Source organism: Paenibacillus soyae, assembly GCF_024623455.1.
In the GTDB taxonomy this organism is placed as follows: Bacteria; Bacillota; Bacilli; order Paenibacillales; family Paenibacillaceae; genus Pristimantibacillus; species Pristimantibacillus soyae.
Genome location: NZ_JANIPJ010000022.1, coordinates 75793 through 97726 on the forward strand (window position 1 = coordinate 75793; position 21934 = coordinate 97726).

Below are 21934 nucleotides of genomic sequence, written 5' to 3' on the forward strand. Positions count from 1 at the left end.
GTCGTAACGATGAGAAGATTCATCCTTTTGTTGCTGCTGGCGTCCTTCGCCGTCCTATCCGTGCCCGATTCCACCTACGCGGAGCTGCCTTACCGCACGGCCTATTACGACGCCAACCAGTCGACCTGGCTCCGGCTGCAGCCGATTTACGAGCCGGCCGAGATGGCCGGGGTGAAGCTCGGCGAGCCCGCCGACGTTCATGCTGCGCATGACGATAAGGTGTACGTCGCGGACAAAGCGCTGAACCGGATCGTCGTGCTGGATTCGGACAGCCGCACGGTCATGACGGTCGGCGATGACGAAGGCGCCGGCAAGCTGAACGCTCCGCAGGGCGTGTTCGTAGCTAGCGATGGGGAAATCTACGTCGCCGATTCGGGCAACCAGCGGGTCGCGGTGTTCGGCCCGGACGGCGCGTTCGACCGCGAGTACAAGAAGCCGGATTCCTCTCTGCTGGCGTCCGTCTCCTTCATCCCGACGAAGCTTGTCGTGGATCGGCGCGGAGTCATGTACGTCTGTCTCAATTCCGCCTATCAGGGGCTCATGCGGCTTAGCCCTGATGGCGAATTCAAGGGATTCTTCGGCGCCAACAAAGCGCGGCAGACCGTGATGAGCTGGATCAAGCAGCTCATTCTGAACAAGGAGCAGCTCGCCCAGGAGCTGGCGAGCCTGCCGCTTCCGGTCGCGAACGTCGCGGCGGACAGGGACGGCTTCCTGCTCACCGCGACGGCCGGCAGCTACGGCAGCGGGGCGATCCGCAAGCTGAACGCCGGAGGCGTGGACGCCTTCAAGAACAAGACGATCCTGAACGCGCACGGCATCGTCGACGTCGCGTCCGATTCGAACGGATTCCTCTATATCGCGGATACCGACTCCGAGGGGATCAATATTTACGACGAGACCGGCAGCCCGATGTTCCGCTTCGGCCTCATCGACAAGGAGACGCAGCAGTACGGCGTCATCGGCTTCCCGACGGGGATCGCGGTCGACTCCGCGTTCAACGTCTGGGTGGCGGACGGACGGACCGGCACCGTGCACAAGTTCGTGCGGACCGAGTTCGGACGCGACGTGATGGAGGCGCTGTCCTTGTACCGGCAAGGGCGATACGCCGAAAGCGAGGCGCGGTGGGAGCGGGTGTACGCCCGCAACGACATGTACAACGGCACGTTCCAGGGGCTGGGCAAGACCTATCTTCAGCGGGGCGACTACGACAAGGCGCTCGATTATTTGAAGACGGCTTTCGATACGCAGGGGTATTCCGACGCCTTCTGGCAAGTCCGCCTGAGATGGCTGCAGGATCACTTCGCGACAGCCGTGTTCATCGCGGCGATCGCCTTCGCGTTGATCGCTTATGCCCCGAGGCTGGCGAGACGGCTGTTCAGGCGGTATCCGCTCCCGTCATCGTGGCAGCGTCCGATGGATGAGCTGCGAAATTTCCGCACGATCATGTTCCATCCGTACGAGGGCTTCTACAAGCTGAAGGAAGCGAAGGTGCCCTGGTGGATCATCCTGCTGCTGCTGGCGGCGGTCACCTTGGTGAAAATCGCCCAAATCTACGGAACGGGCTTCCTGTTCCATCCGGTGGAACGGTCGCAGATCAACCTGCTCGGAGAGCTCGCCTGGTTCGCTGTGCCATGGTTGACCTGGATCATCGCCAATTATCTCGTGTGCAGCGTCCGGGACGGGGAAGGACGGTTCCGGGAAGTCATTCAAGGCAGCACGTACGCGCTCGCGCCTTATCTGTTCTTGTCCGTGCCGACGATTCTGCTGTCCAACATCGTCACGCTGGACGAGAGAATCGTCATCGACGCGCTGAATACGATCGCGATCGTCTGGATCGCCGTCATGCTGGTCGTCATGACGCAGGTCATCCACAATTTCGATTTCACCGAGACGCTTCGCAATACCGGCATCACCTTGTTCGCGATCGGGACGATGTGGGTATTCGTCCTCATTGTGTCGGGGCTGACCTACAACCTGTACGATTTCTTCTACCAGCTGTACAAGGAGGCGACATTCCATGGTTAACTTCGTCAAACGCCTATCCTTGAGGGTGAAAATGCTGACGGCGGCGCTTTTGGCCTTGCTCTTGATCTTGCTGCTCGCCATCCTTCTGCGAGGCGAGGAGCTGACGCCCGCCGCGGCGCTTGAGCTCACCGGCATCGAGAGGAGCGCCTTGCCCAGGGCGCCGGTGCTCGGGGAGGACGATGCCTGGACGCCGGCGGCGGCGGGAGACGGCTTCGCCGAAGCGTTATCGTCGGACGGCTATGCGTTATCCGTCCACCCGGCGACCTCGCAGATCGAGCTTCTCGACCGGCTATCCGGCAAGCGGTGGCTGAGCAACCCGTCCGAGGAACAGCTGGCCGAGGAGACGGTGCAGGGCGCGCTGCTCGACAATTTGAAGTCGCCGTTCGTCCTGACCTACGTCAAGACGGAGGGCAAGGACCAGACGATCCGGCAGCTCGCGAACGTCTCGACTAAAGGAATAGCCGTCAGCTACCGCAAATCGGATGACGTGCTGCAGGCGAATTACGATTATGCCGATCTGGGTCTGTCGTTCGCGATTCAATACGAGCTGACCGAACGGGGGCTGAAGGTTCGCCTGCCGGCTGACGGCGCCCGCGAAGAGGGCGGCTTCGCCATCTTCAGCATCGACCTGCTGCCATACTTCGGGGCGGCCGCGACGAGCGAGGACGGCTACCTGTTCGTGCCCGACGGCCCCGGCGGCTTGATTAAGTTCGATGTGGAGCGGGTCGGGCTGTCGAGAGGCTATATTCATCAGGTGTACGGCTCCGAGCTGACCAATGCGGGCAACTGGTCCCGCAGCGGGGAGCGCCGCGAGAACATCGCTTATCCCGTATTCGGGCTGAAAAGCGGCGGGGACGCCTACGTCGCGGTGCTGACGCGGGGCGGCGACGCCGCCGTCATCAACGCGATGCCGCCGGGCCTCAAGTCGTCGCGTTACAGCGTCCATTCCGCCCATCTGTTCCGGGAGGAGTACCTGTACCTGATCGGCAGGGGCGCCACGCCGATCCGCTCCGTGCAGAAGGAGCGGCTGGAGCTGGACCGGGAGGTGGAGTACCGGTTCCTTCGGGGAGAGGAAGCCGACTACGTCGGCATGGCCGCGTCGTACCGGGATTACTTGGAGGCGGAAGGCCGGCTCGGCGAGCGCCTTCAGCCGGTGGAGAATATCCCGCTGTATCTGAAGCTGATGGGCGGCAATTACGAGGAAGCGTTCGGCGGCATCCGGTACGCGGCGGCGACGACGTTCCCGCAGGCGGCGGAAATCGTCGGAGAGCTGAGGGACCGGGGCGTGGCGAGCATGAACGTCGTTTATTACGGCTGGCAGCATGAAGGCGATCACGATCTGTTCGACCGGCTGCCAATCGAGCCGGCGCTCGGCGGGGAGGAGGAAGCGAAGCGGTTCATCGGCAAGATGGACGAATACGGCTTTCCCGTCCTGTTCGAGGACGATTTCGTCTGGATGAACGAGTCGGAATCGGTGCTCTCGGGCAAAAACAACGGCATCCGCGGCATCGACGGCACCGTGTTCCTCGACGAGGACTGGTTCATCGCGAAGCCGGAGCGGACGGTGGCGATGGCTTACGAAACGATCCGCGGGCTGAAGGAAATCGGCGTCTCCGGCATCTTGTACAACTACATCGGCGAGATGGTGTTCAACGACTACAAAAGCGGCGACGTGACGACGCGGGCCGAAACAGCCGGCATCTACCGGGGGCTGCTGGACTACACGCGGGATACGCTCGGCATGGCCGGCGTATACCGGGGCAACGATTACGCGATCGGCGGAGCGGGCTTCATCGCGATGCTGCCGAACGAATCCAGCTACGACTTCATGGTCGACGAGACCGTGCCGTTCTACCCGATGGCGCTGCATGGCCACGTCGATTACACGTTCGGCGACGGCAACCTGCGCAATAACGTCGAGGACGAATTCCTGAAGGCGATCGAATACGGGGCGCTGCCGTCGTTCTTCCTGTCGTACGAGGATTCCCGCAAGCTGCGGTACTCCCCGTCCAGCTATCTGTTCAGCAGCCAATATGCCAAATGGCTGGACCGGATCGAGACGGAATACGAGGCGTTCCAGCAGCTGGCGCCCGTGTACGGGCAGCGGATCGCGGATCACGCCAAGCTGGAGGAGGACCGTTACGAAACGGTGTACGAGGACGGCACGAAGGTCGTCGTCGACTACGGCGACGGAATGTTTCATGTACAGAAGGGGGCGAAGCCGAGTGGACGCTAAACAAAAGAAAAGAGCCGAGCTTCGCTACCACGGCTCCCGGTACGGCACGGGCCTGCTGTTCATGCTTCCTTGGCTGATCGGATTCTGCTCGTTCGTGCTCGTTCCGGTGGGCTGGTCGCTGTTCATGAGCTTCAACAAAGTGCAGGTCAGCGTCGGCGGCTTCAAATACGATTATATCGGTCTCGAAAATTTCCGCGACGCGTTCCTGAAGGATAACGAGTTCCCGGTTCAGCTCATTACCTATTTCCAGCAAATGCTGCTGATGGTTCCGATCATCGTGCTGTTCGCGCTGTTCATCTCGCTGATGCTGAACCAGAGGTTTCCCGGGCGGTTCCTGTACCGCGCGCTCTTCTTCCTCCCGGTCATCTTCGCCACGGGGCAGGTGCTCTCGGAGCTGTTCACCCAGGAGGTCGGCGAAATCCCGTTCATCGACCAATACAATCTGGAGCCGCTCGTGGCGGAGTATGTCGGCCAGCAGTTCGCCGAGCCGGTGATGTCGGTGCTCGGCAACGCGGTGCTGATCCTCTGGTACTCCGGCGTGCAAATCCTGATCTTCGTGGCGGGCTTCCAGACGATTTCGCCGACGATCTACGAAGCGGTCCGCATCGACGGCGCGACTCCATGGGACAGCTTCTGGAAGATCACGCTGCCGGCCACGGTTCCTTTTATCAGCTTGAACATTCTGTACACGATCATCGATCTGTTCACGTTCCCTCTTAATCCGGTCATCGCGCATATTCGCGAGAACATGTTCAAGGTCGACACGGGCTACGGGTACGCCAGCGCGCTGGCATGGATCTACTTCGCGTTCATCTTCGTCCTGATCGCGATCGTGCTCGGCCTGTTCGGCCGCAATATGAAGAAAAGGAGGGCTCGGTCATGATACAGGAGCTGAAGCTCGGCATGGCCAAGGCGGGACGCGGCCTGCATTCGCTCATTTGGAGCCGCAGAGCCCAGAAGGCCAAGCTGATGGTCATCGGACGGAACGTGTCGGACGGCCTGATCGCGAAGCTGGTCATCTATTTCCTGCTGACGGTCGTCGCGTACCTGTACCTGCAGCCGATTCTGTACATGATCAGCACGATGCTGAAGCCGCTAGCCGACATGTACGATCCGACCGTTCGCTGGATTCCGCGCCAAGCGACCTTTGAGAACATCGCGAAGGCGTTCGAGGGACTTCAATATCCGAAGGCGCTGCTGGTGACGTCGGCGATCGCCGTATCGTGCTCGATCATGCAGGTCGCCGTCTGCTCGATGACGGGGTACGCGCTTGCCCGCCTGGCGGTGCCGCTGCGGGCGGTATTCATCGCGCTGATCATCCTGACGTTCGTCATACCGCCGCAGGTCATCATTATTCCGCTTTACGTTATTTTCAGCAAGCTGGGGCTGCTTAACACGATATTCGTGTTCCTGGTGCCGGCGACTCTCGGCCAAGGCGTCAAGTCGGCCTTGTTCATCCTCATCTTCATGCAGTTTTTCCGGTCGCAGCCTCCCAGCCTGGAGGAAGCGGCGAAGCTGGACGGCGCGTCGACGTTCCGCCTGTTCGCGGGCATTATGCTGCCGCTTGCCCGTTCGGCCTGCCTGGTCGTCTTCCTGTTCTCGTTCATCTGGTACTGGAACTTGTATTACGAGCCGTCCATGTTCCTGACCAAAGGGTTCACGCCGCTGTCGATCCGGCTCGACATGCTCGAGGAAATCCTGAACCCGACGCTGCTCGGCAACACGCGGACGATCGTCAATCCGATCACGGAGGGGACGAAGATGGCGGCCGCGTTCATGATCATTCTGCCGCCGATTCTCATCTTCATGGTGCTGCAGAAGTGGTTCGTCAGCGGCATCGAGCGTACGGGCATCGTGGAATAAGCGGCGGATGCTCGCGGGAACCGGCAGCTTGAAAGGGGTGATGGGGCAGAGCGGGAGCGGGAGACAGGGTTCGGACGCAATGGGATTTGATATCGCGTAGAGGGTACGAAGGGGTTACCAGTCCACAATCCAAGAGGAGGAACACTATGAAAAAGAGGTTCGAGTTAAAAGCGTTATCGGCGGTGCTGCTCATGCTGATGCTGGTCGTGACGGCTTGCTCCGGCGGCAACAACGGGAACGGCAACGGGACGAATCAAGCGAGCAGCGCGCCGACGGCGGCCCAGACGGAGGATGGGGAGGAAGCGTCGCCGTCCCCCGAGAACCGCGAGCCGGTCACGCTGAAGATCATTTCCTGGAAGGACACGTACGGCGAGCTGTACGACATGTTCGAGAAGAAGTACCCGTGGATCACGATCGAGCAAATTCCGGTCAACAGCCAGCCGATCATGGAAATTATCGCGTCGCTGGAAGCTGCCGGAACGCCGGCCGACCTGACCGAGATCGACTCCGACCTGATCTCGTTCGATCAAGCCGGGCTGCTTGAGGATTTGACGCCATACATCGACCAAGACCCGACGTTTAACGAAACGGAATTTCCGAACGGATTCTTCGATACGATGACGTGGAACGGCAAGAAGCTCGCCGTGCCTATGGTCGACGTGCCGATGTGGATTCTCGTCAACAAGGATCTGCTGAACAAGCACGGCCAGGCGATGCCGCCTAACGATTGGACATACGAGGACTTCCGCAATATCGCCAAAGCGATCACCGATCCGCAGGCGGGCGAATTCGGGTTGACGACGCAATCCGAATGGCAGATGCGCCTGCTCAGCACGAAGGCGATCGCCGACGGCCATGCGGCCAACATTCATTATTTGAACGAAGACATGTCCCAAAGCGTGCTGCACACGCCGGAGGTGCTCGACGACGTCAGATGGCTGCAGGAGTTCGTGACGAACGACGGCTCGCTGCAAAGCTTCGAAGCGGCGACGGCGGGCGGCGACGTGACGCGCGAATTCATCAACGGCAAGACGGGCTTCGCGATCGGCGGCGACTGGGTGCTGCCGAACCTGAAGGCGAACGCGAACTTCGAGTGGGACGTTCTGCCGTTCCCTCGCGGCGAGGTTAGCCAGCCGGGCTACACGATCTACGGACCGCTCGCGATGCTGGCAAGCTCGAAGCACAAGGAAGAGGCGTTCCTGTGGATCAGCTTCCAGTTCTCGAAGGAAGCGCAGAAGTGGAAGATCGACCAAGGCGCGAACGCGTCGATCATCGATCCGGACATTATGGCGTATTACGACCAGACGCCGATGTGGGAAGGCAAGAACAAAGAGGCGGTCAAACTCGCCAAAGAAAACGCCTATATCCAGCCCGGCCTTACCGTTCCGGCGTTCGGCGAATACAACTGGAACAACATTCTGAACGAGGTCATCTTCATGGGCGCGGACATCAATACGATCGTCCCCGGGACGGAAGCTTGGAACAAGCGGACGCTCGAAGTCAGGGCGGAGCTGGGGCAATAAACGGCGTTAGCCGATCGGGCCGGGACCGCGGCGGATTCCTATCCGCAGGGTTCCCGGCCCCTTGCGGTTTATATCGATAAGGCGGTGAAGAGATGCGGTTATGGTACGAGAAGCCGGCGGCTTCGTGGGACGAAGGCTTGCCGCTCGGCAACGGCCGATTAGGCGCGATCGCGTTCGGGAAGCCATCCGACGAGAGAATCGCCCTCAATGAAGATTCGTTATGGTACGGCGGACCCCGCAACCGGAACAATCCCGACGCGAAGCGCCATCTGCCTCTCATCCGCAAGCTGCTGCGGGAGGGGAAGCCGGGGGAAGCGCAGCGGCTGGCGGAGACGGCATTGTCCGGCGTGCCGGAGTCGCAGCGGCATTACGTGCCGCTCTGCGATCTCTCGATTCGCGTCGAGCATGAGGAACGTGCGGTAGAGAGCTACGTCAGGGAGCTGCAGCTAACTACTGGCATCTCGCGAGTCCGCTACGAGACGGGAGGGGTCCGTTATGAGAGGGAGCTGTTCGTCAGCTACCCGGATCAAGCCCTGGTCGCGAGGCTGACTTCCAGCAGCGCCGAAGGGGTGTCTATGAGGCTTAGACTGACCCGCGGGCCGGGCAACCGGTATTACGATGAGCTCATTCAGGCCGGGCCGGACACGATCGTCATGCGAGGCCACGGCGGAGGCGACGGAGGCGTGGCGTTCCGCGTTTGCCTGAAGGCGGTTGCCGATTCGGGCAAGGTGAAGGCCGTCGGCGAATATTTGACGGTGGAGGGAGCCGAATGCGTGACGCTGCTGTTGACCGCGGCGACGACTTACCGGTACGACGATCCCGAGAAGGAGTGTCTCGAGGCGGCGGGGAAGGCGGCGGAGCTGTCCTACGAGGCGCTCCGCATGAGGCATGCCCTGGATGTGCGGGCGTTCATGTCCCGGGTGTCCCTGGAGCTGGGCGGGGGAGAGGAAGGGACGCAGGCCCTTGGAGCAGCAACGGCTCATGGAGAGGTATCGAGGGTATCGGCGGGGGATGACGCGGCAAATGCCGAGACCGCTTATTTGCTTCCGACCGACTGCCGGTTGGAACGGCTTCGCGATGGGGGCGAGGATCCCTCGCTGTTCGCTTTGTATTACCAGTTCGGCAGGTACCTGCTCGTCGCGAGCAGCCGTCCCGGTTCGCTGCCCGCCAATCTGCAGGGCGTCTGGAACGAGCATATGCAGCCGCCGTGGGACAGCAAATATACGATCAATATCAACACGCAGATGAACTATTGGCCCGCGGAGGCCGGCAATCTGCCCGAATGCCACGAGCCGCTGTTCGACCACATCGGGCGGATGGCGGAAAATGGCCGGGTGACGGCCCGCGAGATGTACGGCTGCCGCGGCTTCGTCGCCCATCATAACACCGATCTGTGGGGAGACACCGCGCCGCAGGACGTCTATATGCCGGCCACGTATTGGCCGATGGGCGCCGCCTGGCTGTGCCTGCATCTATGGGAGCATTACGAATACGGGAGGAGCCGGCCGTTCTTGCGAAGAGTCTACCCCATCATGCGGGAAACGGCGGCTTTTTTCGAGGATTTCCTGACGGAGACGGCCTCCGGCCTGCTCGTGACCTCCCCTTCGGTGTCGCCCGAGAATACGTACATCTTGCCAGGCGGGGAGCGCGGCATCTTATGCGAAGGACCGGCGATGGACAACCAGATATTGAGCGGCCTCTTCTCGGCCTGCATCATGGCGGCGGATGAGCTGGGGACGGATTCGGAGCTCGTCCGGCTTTGGAAGGAGCTGAGCGGCCGTCTGCCGAAGCCCGGAATCGGCCGATACGGACAGCTGATGGAATGGATGGAGGATTACGAGGAGGCCGAGCCGGGGCATCGGCATATCTCGCATTTGTTCGCCCTCTATCCGGGGAACGGCATCGATCCGCGAACGACCCCAGAGCTGGCGCAGGCGGCGCGGGTGTCGCTCGAGCGGAGACTTGCCCGCGGCGGCGGCCATACCGGCTGGAGCCGGGCATGGATCATTAACCTATGGGCACGTCTCGAAGACGGCGAGCAAGCTTACGACAACTTGCGGGCGCTGCTCGAGCATTCCACGCTGCCCAACCTGTTCGACAACCATCCTCCGTTCCAGATCGACGGCAACTTCGGCGGCACAGCCGGCATCGGGGAGATGCTGCTGCAGAGCCATGCGGGCTGCATCCATCTGCTGCCGGCGCTCCCCGGCGCTTGGCCGAGCGGCCATGCCCGCGGATTGCGCGCCCGGGGCGGCTTCGAGCTGTCGATCGCCTGGCGGGACGGACGGCTGTCGGAAGCATCGATCCGCGCGGACCGTTCCGCTCCATGCGCCATTCGGGTCACGGAAGAGGTCGTGGTCGAAGACGGAAGCGGCCATGCCGTTTCGGTCGAGCGGGGAGGAGAGGACACCATCCGCTGGGTCGTCCGCGCGAGAGAAACGTACCGGCTGATTCGCGCCGATGCTCCGATTTCATGAATGAACGAACGGCGGCAGCAGGGACAAGGAAATACGATCCCGACTGCCGCTGATTCGTTAATACCGAAGAGTATTTGCCGATTGGGGCGAATACATGAACGTCTGTGTTTTCTATTGACTGTACGTTCAGTCATAAATATAATGATGACAAAGACTTCCATTTTACGCCGAGTAGGAGATCACACGTTCATGCCAAGAACCCCGGAAGAAAACGAACGAATACGGAAATCCGCCAAGGAAAACATCCGCGCGGCCGCCATGGAGGTGTTTATGGAGAAAGGGTACCACGGCGCCGCGATCGACGACATCGCGAAGAGAGCCGGCGTGTCCAAAGGCCTTATGTACAACTATTACAAAGGGAAGGAGGAGCTGCTGGCGGCAATGGTGAACAAGCGGATCGACGAGATCAAGGAAGTGATGCAAAGTGCCGCCGCTTTGGGCTCATCGGAGGAGCAGTTAGCCTACATTATTAACGGAGCGCTTGCCAACGTCGAGCAGCGCCCGCGGGAATTCCGATTTTATCTGCACATGCAAACCCAGCCGGAGGAAGACAAGGTGCTGTCCGAATACAGCCAAGTTCTGAACAAGGCGATGGCCCAGCAGTTCGAGGCGCAATGCGGGATGTTCGCCGGACTCGGGGAGAGCGAAGCGCGCGCTCGCTCCCTCTATTTCTCTTCCAGCCTTCAAGGCGCGATGCTGATGATCGCGACGCTCCCCGGGCATTACTCCGTCGAAAAATTAAAGCAGCAGCTGATCGAACAATTTTGTCAGTAGGGGATGGTTATGTATGGAAACGAAAGTAAAACAATTAATAGAGCAAGGACGCGTCTTTCAGTATCGCGAGACGGGCTTGGAAACGGCGCCGCCCGTTATCGCGCTCCATGCCTTAGGGCAAAACGGGGAAGCATGGAATGTCGTAGCGGCCGAATTGGGACAACATTTCCGCGTTTTCGCGCTCGATCAACGGGGACACGGCGGCAGCGAGAGAACGGGCGTCTATTCGTTCGAGCTCATGCGCGACGATCTTCTCGTTTTCGCGGACGCTTTGGGTCTGGAGCGCTTCATCCTCATCGGGCATTCCATGGGCGGAACGGTTTCCTTCCTGTTCTCCGAAGCCTATCCCGATCGGGTCGAACGATTGGTCATCGAGGATTCGCCGCCTCCCTTCAGAAGCGACAAACTGGACATTCCGAGAGACCCGCCGGCCGGTCCGCTGCCCTTCGACTGGTTCGTCATCCCGTCCATTCTTAGGCAGCTTAACGAACCGGACCCCGAATGGTGGGAGCGTCTTGACCGGATCGCGTGCCCGACCCTGATTATCGGAGGCGGTTCGAACAGCCCCATTCCGCAGCATAAATTAAAGGAAGCCGCCGGGTTAATCCCAAGCGGCGAGTTCGTCACGCTGGAAGGCGGAGGGCATTTCGTGCATGAGACGAAGCCCCAAGAGTTTGTAGCCGCCGTGAGAAAATTTCTAAACGCATAACTACGGATCCGCTCGGGCCATGTGCGCGAGCGCGAGGGGCCGCCGTCGATCGTACGGCGGCCTCTTTCCGTCCGAAGGAGCGCAGCCGCTTCGCTTTAATACAACCCCATAAAGTTTAACATTCCCCCCGTCCAATTCGAAACAAGATGAGGTAGTATGGAGGTAGGCAATTACGAACGCAAACCACCTTCAGGAGGCGATTCCATGTTTCGCGCGCTAATCGTTGACGATGAATACGAAATTCGCGAAGGTTTACGCAATCGCTTTCATTGGACGGGCTTCGGCCTCTCGGAGGTCGACGTGGCGGACGACGGCGATACGGCGCTGACGCTTGCGCTGGCCCGAAGACCCGATCTGATCGTGACGGATATTAAGATGAACCGGATGTCGGGGCTGGAATTTCTGCGCGCGCTTTCGTTGATTGAAGACTATTGTCCGGAGACGGTCGTCATCAGCGGGTACGACGATTTCGAGCTGGTGAAGCAGGCGATGCAGATCGGAGTGCTGGACTATATTCTGAAGCCCATCAACCTGGAGGAGCTGGAGCAGATCGTCCGCCGGTCGGTCGAACGGATCGAACGCAAGAGGCGGGAGAAGCAGAACGAGCAACTGATGAAAAACCAGATCCGGTTCGCCATTCCGAAAATGCGGGAGGAGCTGCTGCGGGAAATGTTCGAGCAGGAGTTCGACCCGTACAGGGAGTCGAGGAGGATGCACCGCCTGCAGTCGCTGCAGCTCGAATGGATGGCGGAGCAGCCGATGCTGCTCGCCATGATCGAGGCGGACGACTTGAAGGCGATCGAGAACCGCAGCCCGAAGGAGAAGGAGCTGGTGCTGTTCGGCATCGGCAACGTCGTGAACCAAACGCTCGAGGAGGAATACCCGGATCCCTACGCGCTCTGCATGGACCGCAGCGGACGATGGATCGTGCTTCTCAGCTGCGCGAGATCCGGTCAAGCCGAGCTTGCCCGAGGCATCGCGCAGCTATGCATCCAACGGATTAACGAGTTCGTCAAGGTTCAGGCAAGCGCGGGCATGCGCACGGCGCCCGGCAAGCTGGAGCATCTGCACGACATGTTCGTCGAAGCCGCGAGCGTCCTGGAGCAGAAAGCGGTCTACGGCGGCAACCGCCTATTCACGGAGCAAGGTCTGTACGAGGACGGCGAGCACGCGGATTTGTCGCTCTCGGAGCCCGACGAGGTGCTCGATTTGATCAAATACGGATCGGACGCGGACATCGGCGCCGCGATGGACAGCTTCGTCGAGATGGTCAAGACCTGGAAGCTGACCCAGCTTCGCGATATTCAGCAGAACATCTTCGAGTGGCTGTTCGAGGTGTTCCGCCGATCCGCGTCGTCCGGCCTCTCGAGCAGAAGCTGGGGCGGCAATCCGATCGCGGTGTGGGAGCAGCTGGAGCAATACGATACGCTGCAATCGCTTCGCGTGCAGGCGGAGAAGTTTCTGCTCTCCCTCGCCGAGGATTACCGGAAGCAATCGGCGAATCCGAGCCAGATCGTCATCGAAGCGGAGAAGATAATCCGGCGCGATTACGCGGAGCCCCTGTCGCTTCAGAGCGTGGCAACGGCCGTGCACGTGACGCCCGTGTGGCTGAGCAAGCTGTTCAAGAAAGAGAAGCAGAAGACGTTCCTCGAATACCTGACGGATATCCGGATCGAGAAAGCGAAGGACATGCTGGCCGATATTCAATACAAGGTGTATCAAATTTCGTACGAGGTGGGCTACAAGGATCCCGTTCATTTCTCCAAGCTGTTCAAGAAGCAGGTCGGCTGCACGCCGAAGGAATACCGCAGGCAGCGCGGGATCGCGGAAGAGGGGGAGGGATGAACGAAAGCCGGCCGCAGACATGTAGCGTCAGCGGCCGGCCGGTCTATTAAAAGCAGGTTAGCAGGAGCGTTCGCCGGTCGAACCCGACGGGGATAATCCCAGCGTGACGATCTCGCAGCCCCGTATCGGAACCGAGTCCGTGGCTAGCACGCCCTCGTCTTCTTCCAGAATGTTGCTGCGGTAAGCTCTGGATGGAACCGCGCCGGGATCGAGAGCGAGCGTCGCGGAAGCGCCGCCGAGATTGTACCAGCGGGCCATCAGGTCGCCGCTTGATTCGCCAACCTTCAAATTCGAGAAAGCGAGCGCGTCCCCTTGCCAGCGGAGAAAATCATGCTCCGGGGCAAGCTCGCCGCTATGCAGGCCGCAGCGGACGAACGTCGCCGGCACCTGGTACCGGTAAGCTTCGCGGTAAGCGTCGAACCGCCGATCCGCGCCGCCATGCGGGATAAGCATCCACTCCGCTTCCTGGATGCCTAGGCATTGCGCCTCCGGCGTCGGGAACACGCCCCAGTCGCCAAGCTCGCCGACGGCGCGGAGCAAGGTGACGGCGATCGTGGCGCGCCCGTCGCGAAGCACCTCGTATTCGTTCAGTCCCTTGGTCGCGACCGTCAACCCGCGGCTTGCGTCATGAACGTCGACGAACGCCGACATATGCTGGCAGTTGCTCGGGTTCTTCCATTCCTTCTCCGGCCAGTTGCCGCGCTCGGCGACCTCGAAGATGGAGTCCGCATAATGGACCGCGGCGGCCGAGTCCGACGGCAGCAGCACGCGCAGCCGGTGATCCTTGGACCGGTTGTCGATGCGGGCGTGAACCTGCACGCCGACTCCCGTTCGTTCCAGACTGACGCGGGTCAGAATGCGCAGCGGCGCGAGCTTCGCCGAGCGCCGGGCTTTGCGGTCGCGGTAATCGACCATCGCCGCGATTTCCGCGGCGAGCGTCTCGTCCGCGCTTTCCGGCACGAGCAGCTCGTGCGAGATTTCGAAGGCGGCCCGGTAAGGCGTGTCCTCGACGATGCGGATGCCGGCCGAGGCGCCGGCCGACGTGATCGGCGCATCGCCTTCGGGCGAGCGGAACAAATATTCGTTGCCGACGTCTCCAACGTTCTCGTAAACGCCGAGCCCGTTATACGATTGTCCGTTCCGTTTGTCCAGCAGGGAGAAGCTTCCGTCGTCCGCGAAATCGACGCGCAGGCTGTCGTTCTCCATCGCGCGTTCGCCGGCGATCAGGCTTCGTTCCCGCGAGCCAACCGACGCCGGCGCGACTTCGCCGGAAATCCAGGCGAACGTCGAATAGCCCATGGACGGCAGGACGCCGGTCTCGAATGTAAGCCGTACCGCCCGGGCCATATACGGCTGGCGGAATTTGTCCTTCGGCAGCTCGTAGCCGAACCGGACGCCGAGGTCTTCGGCCGTGACGTCCAATCTCTCGCCGCGCGCGTTAACGAGATAGCCGACTCCGGTCGTTCTCTGCTCCACCTCCCGCATGACCGAGGCGGGATTCTCGCTTTGCTTGAAATAACGATGCGACCATTCGACCTCGACCGTAACGACGGAAGGGCCTTCGTAGCCGCTCGTGTTCCATACGGCGAACGGTGCGGCCGATTGCCCGAATGCGGCGAAGCAGCCCGTATCGATGCGCGAGGCAACGAAAGCCGCCGATTCGGCCGAAAGCGCTTTGGCGACTTCGGCGCTTTTGGCGAAGCGGGTCAGCATCTCGTGATAAACCTCGTCGACGCTGCAGCCGCAGATGCTGTCATGCGGGTGATTCTGCATCAGCGTTTTCCAGGCGTATTGCAGCATGGCATGCGGATAAGGCCGGCCAAGCTTGTGCGCGATGGCCGCGAGCGGCTCCGCGATCTTCTCGAGAAGCGTCTGGCCCCGCTGATTCCGCTGCTTGATATAGACGCGGGCGGAAGCCGTGCCGACGAGCGTGAACCAGCCGTCGGTCCGCTGGCCCCGCAGCTCGCCTTTGGCGATGCTGAGATGGTCCGGCAGCTCGGATCGTAAGGCCTCGACGTACTCGTCGAAGCTCGAGTGGACGAACTCGTAATCCGGATAGAGGTCCCGCGCGACGCGGAGCGCCTCGGACAGATTCGTCTGGACGGGCTGATGGTCGCAGCCGTTCATGAGCAGCAAGTGCGGAGTGGAGGCGAACTGCTCGGCTCTCGCGAGCCGGTGATCCCAGTAAGCGGTCGCTTCGGCGGGATCCACGGGAATCTCCATTCCGTTGTTGTACCAGTTCGCGAACAGGATGCCGAGCACGGCCGAGCCGTCCGGGGATTGCCAGACGAGCTCGGAGTACGGCGATTCCAGTCCGCCGACGTCCTCTTCTACCTGGTTATTGAAGCCCGTCGCCCGGACGCCCCTGCCGAAGACGGCCGTGCCGATGCCCGCCTGCCGCAGCAGCTGCGCGGCCTGGCCCATGTTGCCGAACGAATCGGGGAAGTAGCCCAGCTTCGATACCGGGCCGAACTTCGCGGCTTCCCGGTGTCCGATCTGCAGATTGCGGACGTTGGCTTCGGAGCTCGTCAGAAATTCGTCCTGAAGGACGTACCAAGGGCCGAGCGAAAGCTTGCCTTCGTCCACCAATCGCTGAATGATCTCGCGCCTCTCCGGATACACCTGCAAATAATCGTCGACGACGATCGTCTGCCCGTCCAGGTAAAAGCTGCGAAATTCGGGATCGTTCGCGAACGTATGCAGGAGCGCGTCCATCGTTTCGATCAGCTTGACGTGATGCGCCTCGTAAGGCATGTACCACTCGCGGTCCCAATGCGTGTGGGAGATGACGTGAACCGTTTTTTTGGAAGCGGTCATGGCGGCAGTTCCTCTTTTCTTAAATAAGGATAGACATTACAGCTACAGTGTAGTTAATCGCTTGGCGAACCCGCAATGAGGCGATCGCGTCCTTTGCGGGGGCAATCTTGGCTTCCGGCAGCCGGGTCATCACATTGAAGGAGAGGGGGCGGCCGCCCATGAACAAATGGTCGCTGCAGCTGGCATCGTCGTTCCGCAACAGAGTGATCCTAATCTTCTTCGTCATCATTCTGGTTCCGTTCCTGTTGTTCGCGTATTATTCGCACATCAAGGCGATCGAGGGCATATCGGGCACGAACACGAAGATGACGATGAGCTACCTGCTGCAGACGAGGAAAAATTTCGAAATGTACTTGGAGACGTTGAACGGCCAGATTAACGATCTGATCGGGCAGAAGCAGCTGCAGGATCTGCTCGAGCGCGAGCCGGAGAGCGGGGCGGAGGAGGAGGATTTTGCCGTCGACATGCTGACTCTGATGAGCCAGGAGGCGAAGACGATCGACGCGTTCCGGGTGAAGGTGCTCCCGCTTGATCCGGGCGCCTTCCCATCGTACATGAGCACGCTCGGCGAATCCGGCAGCATGGCGGATCTCGACTGGTTCCAGCGCTCGAAGAACGTCGTCAGTCCGAGCTGGTATTTGTGGATGCCCAAGCAAGGGGAATACGCGAAGCCGCTGCTCGCGTACGTCAAGCGGTTCACGGGGCTGTACGATCAGGAGCCGAGGGGGCTTATCGTGACGGAGGTGACGGAGGATTATTTGCGCCGGTATTTCGCGTCGTCCGAGGAGCTGAAGGATCAGAAGTTGCTGCTCGTCAGCGGGGACGGCATCGTCCACTACGATTCCGCGTCGAACGAATGGACGGGACAGCCCTTTCCGTCCGCTTCGTTCGTGGAATTCATGGGCGAGGGCGATCAGGGCTCGCGATCGCTTACGATCGGCGGCGAGGAATATTTGGCCGATTACGTGGCGATGCCGAGCCGTCCCTGGACTATTGTCAGCCTGACGCCGCTTCGCGAGCTCGCCGGGACGATCGATCAGATTAACCGAATGCTCGTTATTTTCATTATTTTGTACGTCATCTGCTGCATCGGGGTGTTGTTCTATATTACGTCAAGGTTCACGCAGCCGATCGCGCATCTCGTAAGGCTCATGCGCAAGCTGGAATCGGAAAATCTGCAGTATCTGGTGCCCTGGTCCTCGCGCAACGACGAGGTCGGCTGGCTGTACCGCGGCGTCGGCAGCCTCGTCCGCCGCATCGAAGGGCTGATCGAGGAGGCTTCGATGTCCGAACGGAGGAAGAAGGCGCTTGAATTTCAAGTGCTCAGCCATCAAATCAACCCGCATTTCCTGTACAACACGCTGGAATCGATCCGGTGGAAAGCGGAGAATCACGGCCGGAGCGATATTAGCGAGATGGTGTCGGCGCTTGGCAACCTGCTGAGGCTCAGCCTCAACCAGGGCCGGGAGATTACGACGCTGCGCCGCGAGATAGAGCAGGTGAAAGCGTACGTCCTGATCGAGCAGGCGCGCATGGGCCAGGCGATCCGGATTATTTATTCGCTCGAGCCCGAGGTGATGGACCTGCCGTTCCTGCGGCTCCTCCTGCAGCCGCTGATCGAAAACGCGATTCAGCACAGCGTGCGGGGCAACTTCGACAAAGGCAAAATCATGATCGCTTCGCGGCTCGAGGACGGCGATATCGTCATCGACATTGCCGACAACGGCGCCGGCATTCCGCCGGAAATATTGGCGGACCTGCAGAAGGAGCAGCCGGAGGAGGAGCGATATTCCGCCGCGCGGAGGGGCGTGGGCCTGCGCAACGTAAACGACCGGCTGCGGTTATACTTCGGCGACCGGTACAGGCTGACGTTCGAGACAGGCCCCGGCATCGGCACCAAAATTACGGTCCGGCATCCGGTGCTGGAGGATGGCGACAGACCGGATCCGTCATCGGACGGACCTAAGAAGATATAGAAGGCAGCTCCCTCCGCGATGCAATGGTCGTTGCGCAGCCTGACAAAATAGCCCCGGTCCCCTGTCCTTGTTGGAGGGGGGCCGGGGCTTGCTATGTCCAAGCCAAATCTGCACCACAAAGGATAAGATTCGCTCATGGCGGCCGGATGACCGCGTCTTGTACGATTAGGTCATCACGAACCGGAAAGGAAAACGCCATGAAACTACACGGAGTATTTCGGGAACTGGCGCGCAACCGCACGCTTCTGCTCATGTTTCTGCCCGTCGCTGTGTTGCTCTTCTTGTTCAACTATTTGCCGCTTGCGGGTCTCGTCATCGCCTTCAAGGATTTCGATTTCGTCCAAGGCATATTCGGCAGCGACTGGATGGACCCGTTGCTCGATAACTTCGAATACTTGTTTTCGTCCGACGCGGCGTACAGGGCAATCCGCAACACCATTCTGCTGAACGCGCTGTTCATTATCGTCGGGCTGATCTTCGAGGTCGGGCTCGCTCTGCTGCTGAACGAGATTCGGAACAAATATTTTAAGCGGGTCGCGCAATCGCTCACCTTCCTGCCGTTCTTCATCAGCTGGATCGTCGTCGGCGTCTTCGCCTACAACCTGATGAACTACGAGAACGGCGCCATTAACCGGATGCTCGAGTGGGTCGGCATGCAGCCGGTCGATTTCTACAGCGAAGCGGGCCTCTGGCCGCTCATCCTGACGATCGCAATCCGGTGGAAGGTGACGGGGTACGGCACAATCATTTATTTGGCCGCCCTCACCTCGATCGACAACTCGTATTACGAGGCGGCCTCCATCGACGGGGCCAGCAGATGGCAGCAAATCCGCTACATCAGCATTCCGATGCTGAAGCCGACGATCATCATTCTGACGCTGCTGGCGGTAGGCCGCATCATGAACGCGGATTTCGGCATGTTCTACGCCATGGTCGGCGACGCCTCGCTGCTGTTCCCGACGACGGACGTCATCGATACGTTCGTGTACCGGAGCCTTCGCAAATCGGGCGACATCGGCATGGCCTCCGCGGCCGGCTTCATGCAATCCATCGTCGCGTTCGTGCTCGTCATCGGCAGCAACTACGCCGCACGCAAAATCGACAAGGACTCGGCGATCTTCTAGCGCCGGCCGAAACCGCAAAGGAGGAACTCCATCCATGAACACCGCCGCAGCGAAAAAGCCGTCCGCCGGCCAGCTTATCATCGTCGTCGCCATCTCCCTGTTCAGCTTGTCGTGCCTGTTCCCGTTCATAATGGTCATCTCGGGCTCGCTCAGCACGGAGAAGGACATTATGGATTACGGCTACACGCTTATTCCTAAATCGGTGACGTTCGATTCGTACCGCATCCTGCTGCTCGGGTCCAATCGGATCATCGACGCCTACGGCATCAGCATTCTGGTTACGGCCGCCGGCACGGCGCTGTCCGTCTTCGTCACGAGCATGGGCGCTTACGTGATGGCTAGAAGATCGTTCAAATACCGCAATATCCTGTCCGTCTACGTGATCATCACGATGCTGTTCAACGGAGGACTCGTCCCTTGGTACATCATCTGCGTCCACTATTTGAATCTGAAGGATACGCTTTGGGCGCTCATCCTGCCGATGCTCGCGAACGCGTTCAACATGTTCCTGATCCGCAACTTCATGCTGTCCATACCGGAGGATCTGCACGAATCGGCCAAAATGGACGGGGCGGGGGAGTTTCTCATCTTCTACCGCCTCATCGCGCCGCTGGCCGTGCCGGTGCTCGCGACCGTCGGCTTGTTCGTCGCCCTCAGCTACTGGAACGATTGGTTCCTAGGCCTGATGTTCGTCGACAAGCAGGAGCTGCAGCCGCTTCAGCTGCTGCTGCGGACGCTCGTCTCGAACGTCGAGTTTCTGAAGAGCTCCAGCAACGCGGCGGCGATGCAGCGCATCTCGGCGCAAATTCCGTCGGAGTCGATCAAGATGGCGCTTACCGTCGTCACCATCGGGCCGATCATTTTCCTGTACCCGTTCGTGCAGCGGTTTTTCGTCAAGGGGCTGATGGTCGGCGCCGTCAAGGGCTAGTCTGGCTATTCCGGCGCAAGCCGTATAGTATAAATTTATCTGTTAAGGGGAGAGGTTCATCATGCAGAGCAGATTACGCAAATGGCCGTTGCTCTTGTCCTCGGTGCTGATTCTGTCGCTATTGCTCGCGGCGTGCAGCTCCGGAGGCGGGAACAATAATCCGGAAGCATCGCCGGACGCCGGGAACGGGAACGCGCCGGGCAAAGCCGCGCAAGAAGAGGAAGTGACGCTGAAGTTCTACTTCGGCGGCGACAAAAAAGCGGCAACCGACGAGGTCTGGAACGAGATCAGCAAATACGTGAAGGGCAAGGGCCTTAACGTCAAGTTCGACATCAATTTTATCCCGTTCGGCGACTTCAAGGACAAGATGCTCGTCATGGCCGCCTCGGGCGACAACTGGGACATGAACTTCGACGGCGACTGGCTGTCGTACAAACAAATGGCGGCCAAAGGCTCGTACATGGCGCTGAACGACCTGCTGCCGGAGCATGCGCCGAACCTGTACAAAAAATATCAGGAGCAGGGCACGCTCGAAGCGGCCACCGTGAACGGCCAGATCGTCGGTCTGCCGTGGACGATGAAGATGAACGAACGCAAATTCGCCGGCTGGCGCGCCGATCTGGCCGAGAAAGCCGGCATCGACATCGCGCCGGACTCCATTCAGACGATCGAGGATATCGACCGGCTGCTTCGGGACTTGAAGAAAGCTTATCCGAACGAGAAGCTGAACCGCACGTCGCCGCTGTCGATCTACTATATTCGCGACGAGTGGGTAGACCTGAACTTCCACGGACTCGGCTTCTATCTGAACGATCCGGCGATCAAGGTACAGCCCGTGGAGCAGCAGCCGTTCTTCCTCGAGGCGGCGAAGCTGGCCAAAGTATGGTACGACGACAATCTGATCAACCGCGACGCGATGATCGACAAGGAGGACGGCGCCGCCCAATGGCGCAACGGCAAGACGCTGTTCACGGTGACGTCCCACGAATGGGCGAACGCGAACCCGGGCTTCGCCGATCCTTCCTACAAGCAGGAGATGTCGCTGCTCTATCCGGACAAAAAATTCGTTAACCGCACGGCGCTCGCGAACGTGGTGGCGATTAACCGGAATTCCAAGTATCCGGACCGCGTGCTCCGCTTCCTCGACATGGTCGAGACGGACAAAACGCTGTACGACCTGCTGCAATACGGCATCGAAGGCAAGACGTACGTCTTGAACGGCGAGACGGCCGAATATCCGAAAGGCATGCAGACGACGACCTCCAACTACATGGAGTGGGGCGGGCAGTGGGCGTTCTGGAAGCCGCAATTCATGCGCCCGACGATGACGTACGGGCCGGACTTCTGGGTGAAGGAAGCCGAATTCGCCAGCCAGCCGAACAACGTCAACTCCCCGATCGACGGCTTGTTCATCGCCGAGGACAATATGAAGAACGAAATCGCGAAGCGCGACCAGGCGTCCGACGAGCTCGGGCGGCCGATCGAATTCGGCATCGTGAAGGACGTCGATAAGGCGGTAGCGGATTACATCGAGGCCCAGAAGAAGAACGGACTGGACGTCATTCTAGCGGAAACGCAGAAGCAAATCGACGCGTACCTGGCATCCAAAAAATAATAAACATCCAAGAGCGAAGCCG

General features: G+C 60.2%; 14 protein-coding genes. 13 read left to right on the plus strand and 1 reads right to left on the minus strand.

Translation table 11 applies throughout. The features are described 5' to 3' along the window. Window positions 1-9: 9 nt before the first annotated feature. The 9 genes from NQZ67_RS24450 to NQZ67_RS24490 all read left to right on the plus strand — a co-directional run bounded on the left by NQZ67_RS24450 (window position 10) and on the right by NQZ67_RS24490 (window position 13452). Window positions 10-2025, plus strand: a complete 2016-nt coding sequence (locus tag NQZ67_RS24450; protein WP_257451138.1) for a YIP1 family protein — start codon at window positions 10-12, stop codon at window positions 2023-2025. Beyond that, window positions 2018-4261, plus strand: a complete 2244-nt coding sequence (locus tag NQZ67_RS24455; RefSeq protein ID WP_257451140.1) for a DUF5696 domain-containing protein — start codon at window positions 2018-2020, stop codon at window positions 4259-4261. Before NQZ67_RS24450 ends, NQZ67_RS24455 begins: the two co-directional genes overlap by 8 nt. Beyond that, the gene (locus NQZ67_RS24460) at window positions 4251-5144 is read left to right on the plus strand and encodes a carbohydrate ABC transporter permease (protein WP_257451142.1); all 894 of its coding nucleotides are present in this window, start codon (window positions 4251-4253) and stop codon (window positions 5142-5144) included. Before NQZ67_RS24455 ends, NQZ67_RS24460 begins: the two co-directional genes overlap by 11 nt. Then, a complete protein-coding gene (locus NQZ67_RS24465) occupies window positions 5141-6124 on the plus strand; it encodes a carbohydrate ABC transporter permease (protein ID WP_257451144.1) in 984 nt (327 codons plus the stop codon). Before NQZ67_RS24460 ends, NQZ67_RS24465 begins: the two co-directional genes overlap by 4 nt. Before the next feature lie 146 nt (window positions 6125-6270). Further along, entirely contained in the window at window positions 6271-7647 is a 1377-nt protein-coding gene (locus NQZ67_RS24470) for an ABC transporter substrate-binding protein (protein ID WP_257451146.1), read from the plus strand. Between the two features lie 92 nt (window positions 7648-7739). Further along, the gene (locus tag NQZ67_RS24475; RefSeq protein ID WP_257451148.1) at window positions 7740-10124 is read left to right on the plus strand and encodes a glycoside hydrolase family 95 protein; all 2385 of its coding nucleotides are present in this window, start codon (window positions 7740-7742) and stop codon (window positions 10122-10124) included. A gap of 189 nt (window positions 10125-10313) precedes the next feature. Next, window positions 10314-10898 (plus strand): TetR/AcrR family transcriptional regulator, encoded by a 585-nt coding sequence (locus NQZ67_RS24480; RefSeq protein ID WP_257451150.1) that lies wholly within the window; start codon window positions 10314-10316, stop codon window positions 10896-10898. A 13-nt stretch (window positions 10899-10911) separates the two neighbouring features. After that, entirely contained in the window at window positions 10912-11607 is a 696-nt protein-coding gene (locus NQZ67_RS24485; protein ID WP_257451152.1) for an alpha/beta fold hydrolase, read from the plus strand. Window positions 11608-11811: 204 nt separating this feature from the next. Further along, entirely contained in the window at window positions 11812-13452 is a 1641-nt protein-coding gene (locus NQZ67_RS24490; protein WP_257451153.1) for a response regulator, read from the plus strand. A gap of 57 nt (window positions 13453-13509) precedes the next feature. Here NQZ67_RS24490 and NQZ67_RS24495 read toward each other — a convergent pair whose 3' ends face one another. Continuing rightward, window positions 13510-16269, minus strand: a complete 2760-nt coding sequence (locus NQZ67_RS24495; RefSeq protein WP_257451155.1) for an alpha-mannosidase — start codon at window positions 16267-16269, stop codon at window positions 13510-13512. A gap of 158 nt (window positions 16270-16427) precedes the next feature. Here NQZ67_RS24495 and NQZ67_RS24500 point away from each other — a divergent pair, with 158 nt between their 5' ends. The 4 genes from NQZ67_RS24500 (at window position 16428) to NQZ67_RS24515 (ending at window position 21912) form a co-directional block, all read left to right on the plus strand. Then, window positions 16428-18245 (plus strand): cache domain-containing sensor histidine kinase, encoded by a 1818-nt coding sequence (locus NQZ67_RS24500; RefSeq protein ID WP_257451157.1) that lies wholly within the window; start codon window positions 16428-16430, stop codon window positions 18243-18245. A 197-nt stretch (window positions 18246-18442) separates the two neighbouring features. Continuing rightward, window positions 18443-19369, plus strand: a complete 927-nt coding sequence (locus NQZ67_RS24505) for an ABC transporter permease (RefSeq protein ID WP_257451160.1) — start codon at window positions 18443-18445, stop codon at window positions 19367-19369. 34 nt (window positions 19370-19403) lie between these two features. Beyond that, window positions 19404-20297 carry a carbohydrate ABC transporter permease gene (locus NQZ67_RS24510; protein WP_257451163.1) on the plus strand — a complete coding sequence of 298 codons (894 nt, stop codon included), beginning with the start codon at window positions 19404-19406 and terminating at the stop codon, window positions 20295-20297. 61 nt (window positions 20298-20358) lie between these two features. Beyond that, a complete protein-coding gene (locus NQZ67_RS24515) occupies window positions 20359-21912 on the plus strand; it encodes an extracellular solute-binding protein (protein WP_257451165.1) in 1554 nt (517 codons plus the stop codon). Window positions 21913-21934: the final 22 nt, after the last annotated feature.

Bases quoted from the DNA above. Each gene is read 5' to 3' on its own strand.
- NQZ67_RS24455 (WP_257451140.1), top strand. From the start codon at position 2,018: ATGGTTAACTTCGTCAAACGCCTATCCTTGAGGGTGAAAATGCTGACG.
- NQZ67_RS24470 (WP_257451146.1), top strand. From the start codon at position 6,271: ATGAAAAAGAGGTTCGAGTTAAAAGCGTTATCGGCGGTGCTGCTCATG.
- NQZ67_RS24465 (WP_257451144.1), top strand. From the start codon at position 5,141: ATGATACAGGAGCTGAAGCTCGGCATGGCCAAGGCGGGACGCGGCCTG.
- NQZ67_RS24505 (WP_257451160.1), top strand. From the start codon at position 18,443: ATGAAACTACACGGAGTATTTCGGGAACTGGCGCGCAACCGCACGCTT.
- NQZ67_RS24480 (WP_257451150.1), top strand. From the start codon at position 10,314: ATGCCAAGAACCCCGGAAGAAAACGAACGAATACGGAAATCCGCCAAG.
- NQZ67_RS24490 (WP_257451153.1), top strand. From the start codon at position 11,812: ATGTTTCGCGCGCTAATCGTTGACGATGAATACGAAATTCGCGAAGGT.
- NQZ67_RS24515 (WP_257451165.1), top strand. From the start codon at position 20,359: ATGCAGAGCAGATTACGCAAATGGCCGTTGCTCTTGTCCTCGGTGCTG.
- NQZ67_RS24450 (WP_257451138.1), top strand. From the start codon at position 10: ATGAGAAGATTCATCCTTTTGTTGCTGCTGGCGTCCTTCGCCGTCCTA.
- NQZ67_RS24495 (WP_257451155.1), bottom strand. From the start codon at position 16,269: ATGACCGCTTCCAAAAAAACGGTTCACGTCATCTCCCACACGCATTGG.
- NQZ67_RS24485 (WP_257451152.1), top strand. From the start codon at position 10,912: ATGGAAACGAAAGTAAAACAATTAATAGAGCAAGGACGCGTCTTTCAG.
- NQZ67_RS24500 (WP_257451157.1), top strand. From the start codon at position 16,428: ATGAACAAATGGTCGCTGCAGCTGGCATCGTCGTTCCGCAACAGAGTG.
- NQZ67_RS24475 (WP_257451148.1), top strand. From the start codon at position 7,740: ATGCGGTTATGGTACGAGAAGCCGGCGGCTTCGTGGGACGAAGGCTTG.
- NQZ67_RS24510 (WP_257451163.1), top strand. From the start codon at position 19,404: ATGAACACCGCCGCAGCGAAAAAGCCGTCCGCCGGCCAGCTTATCATC.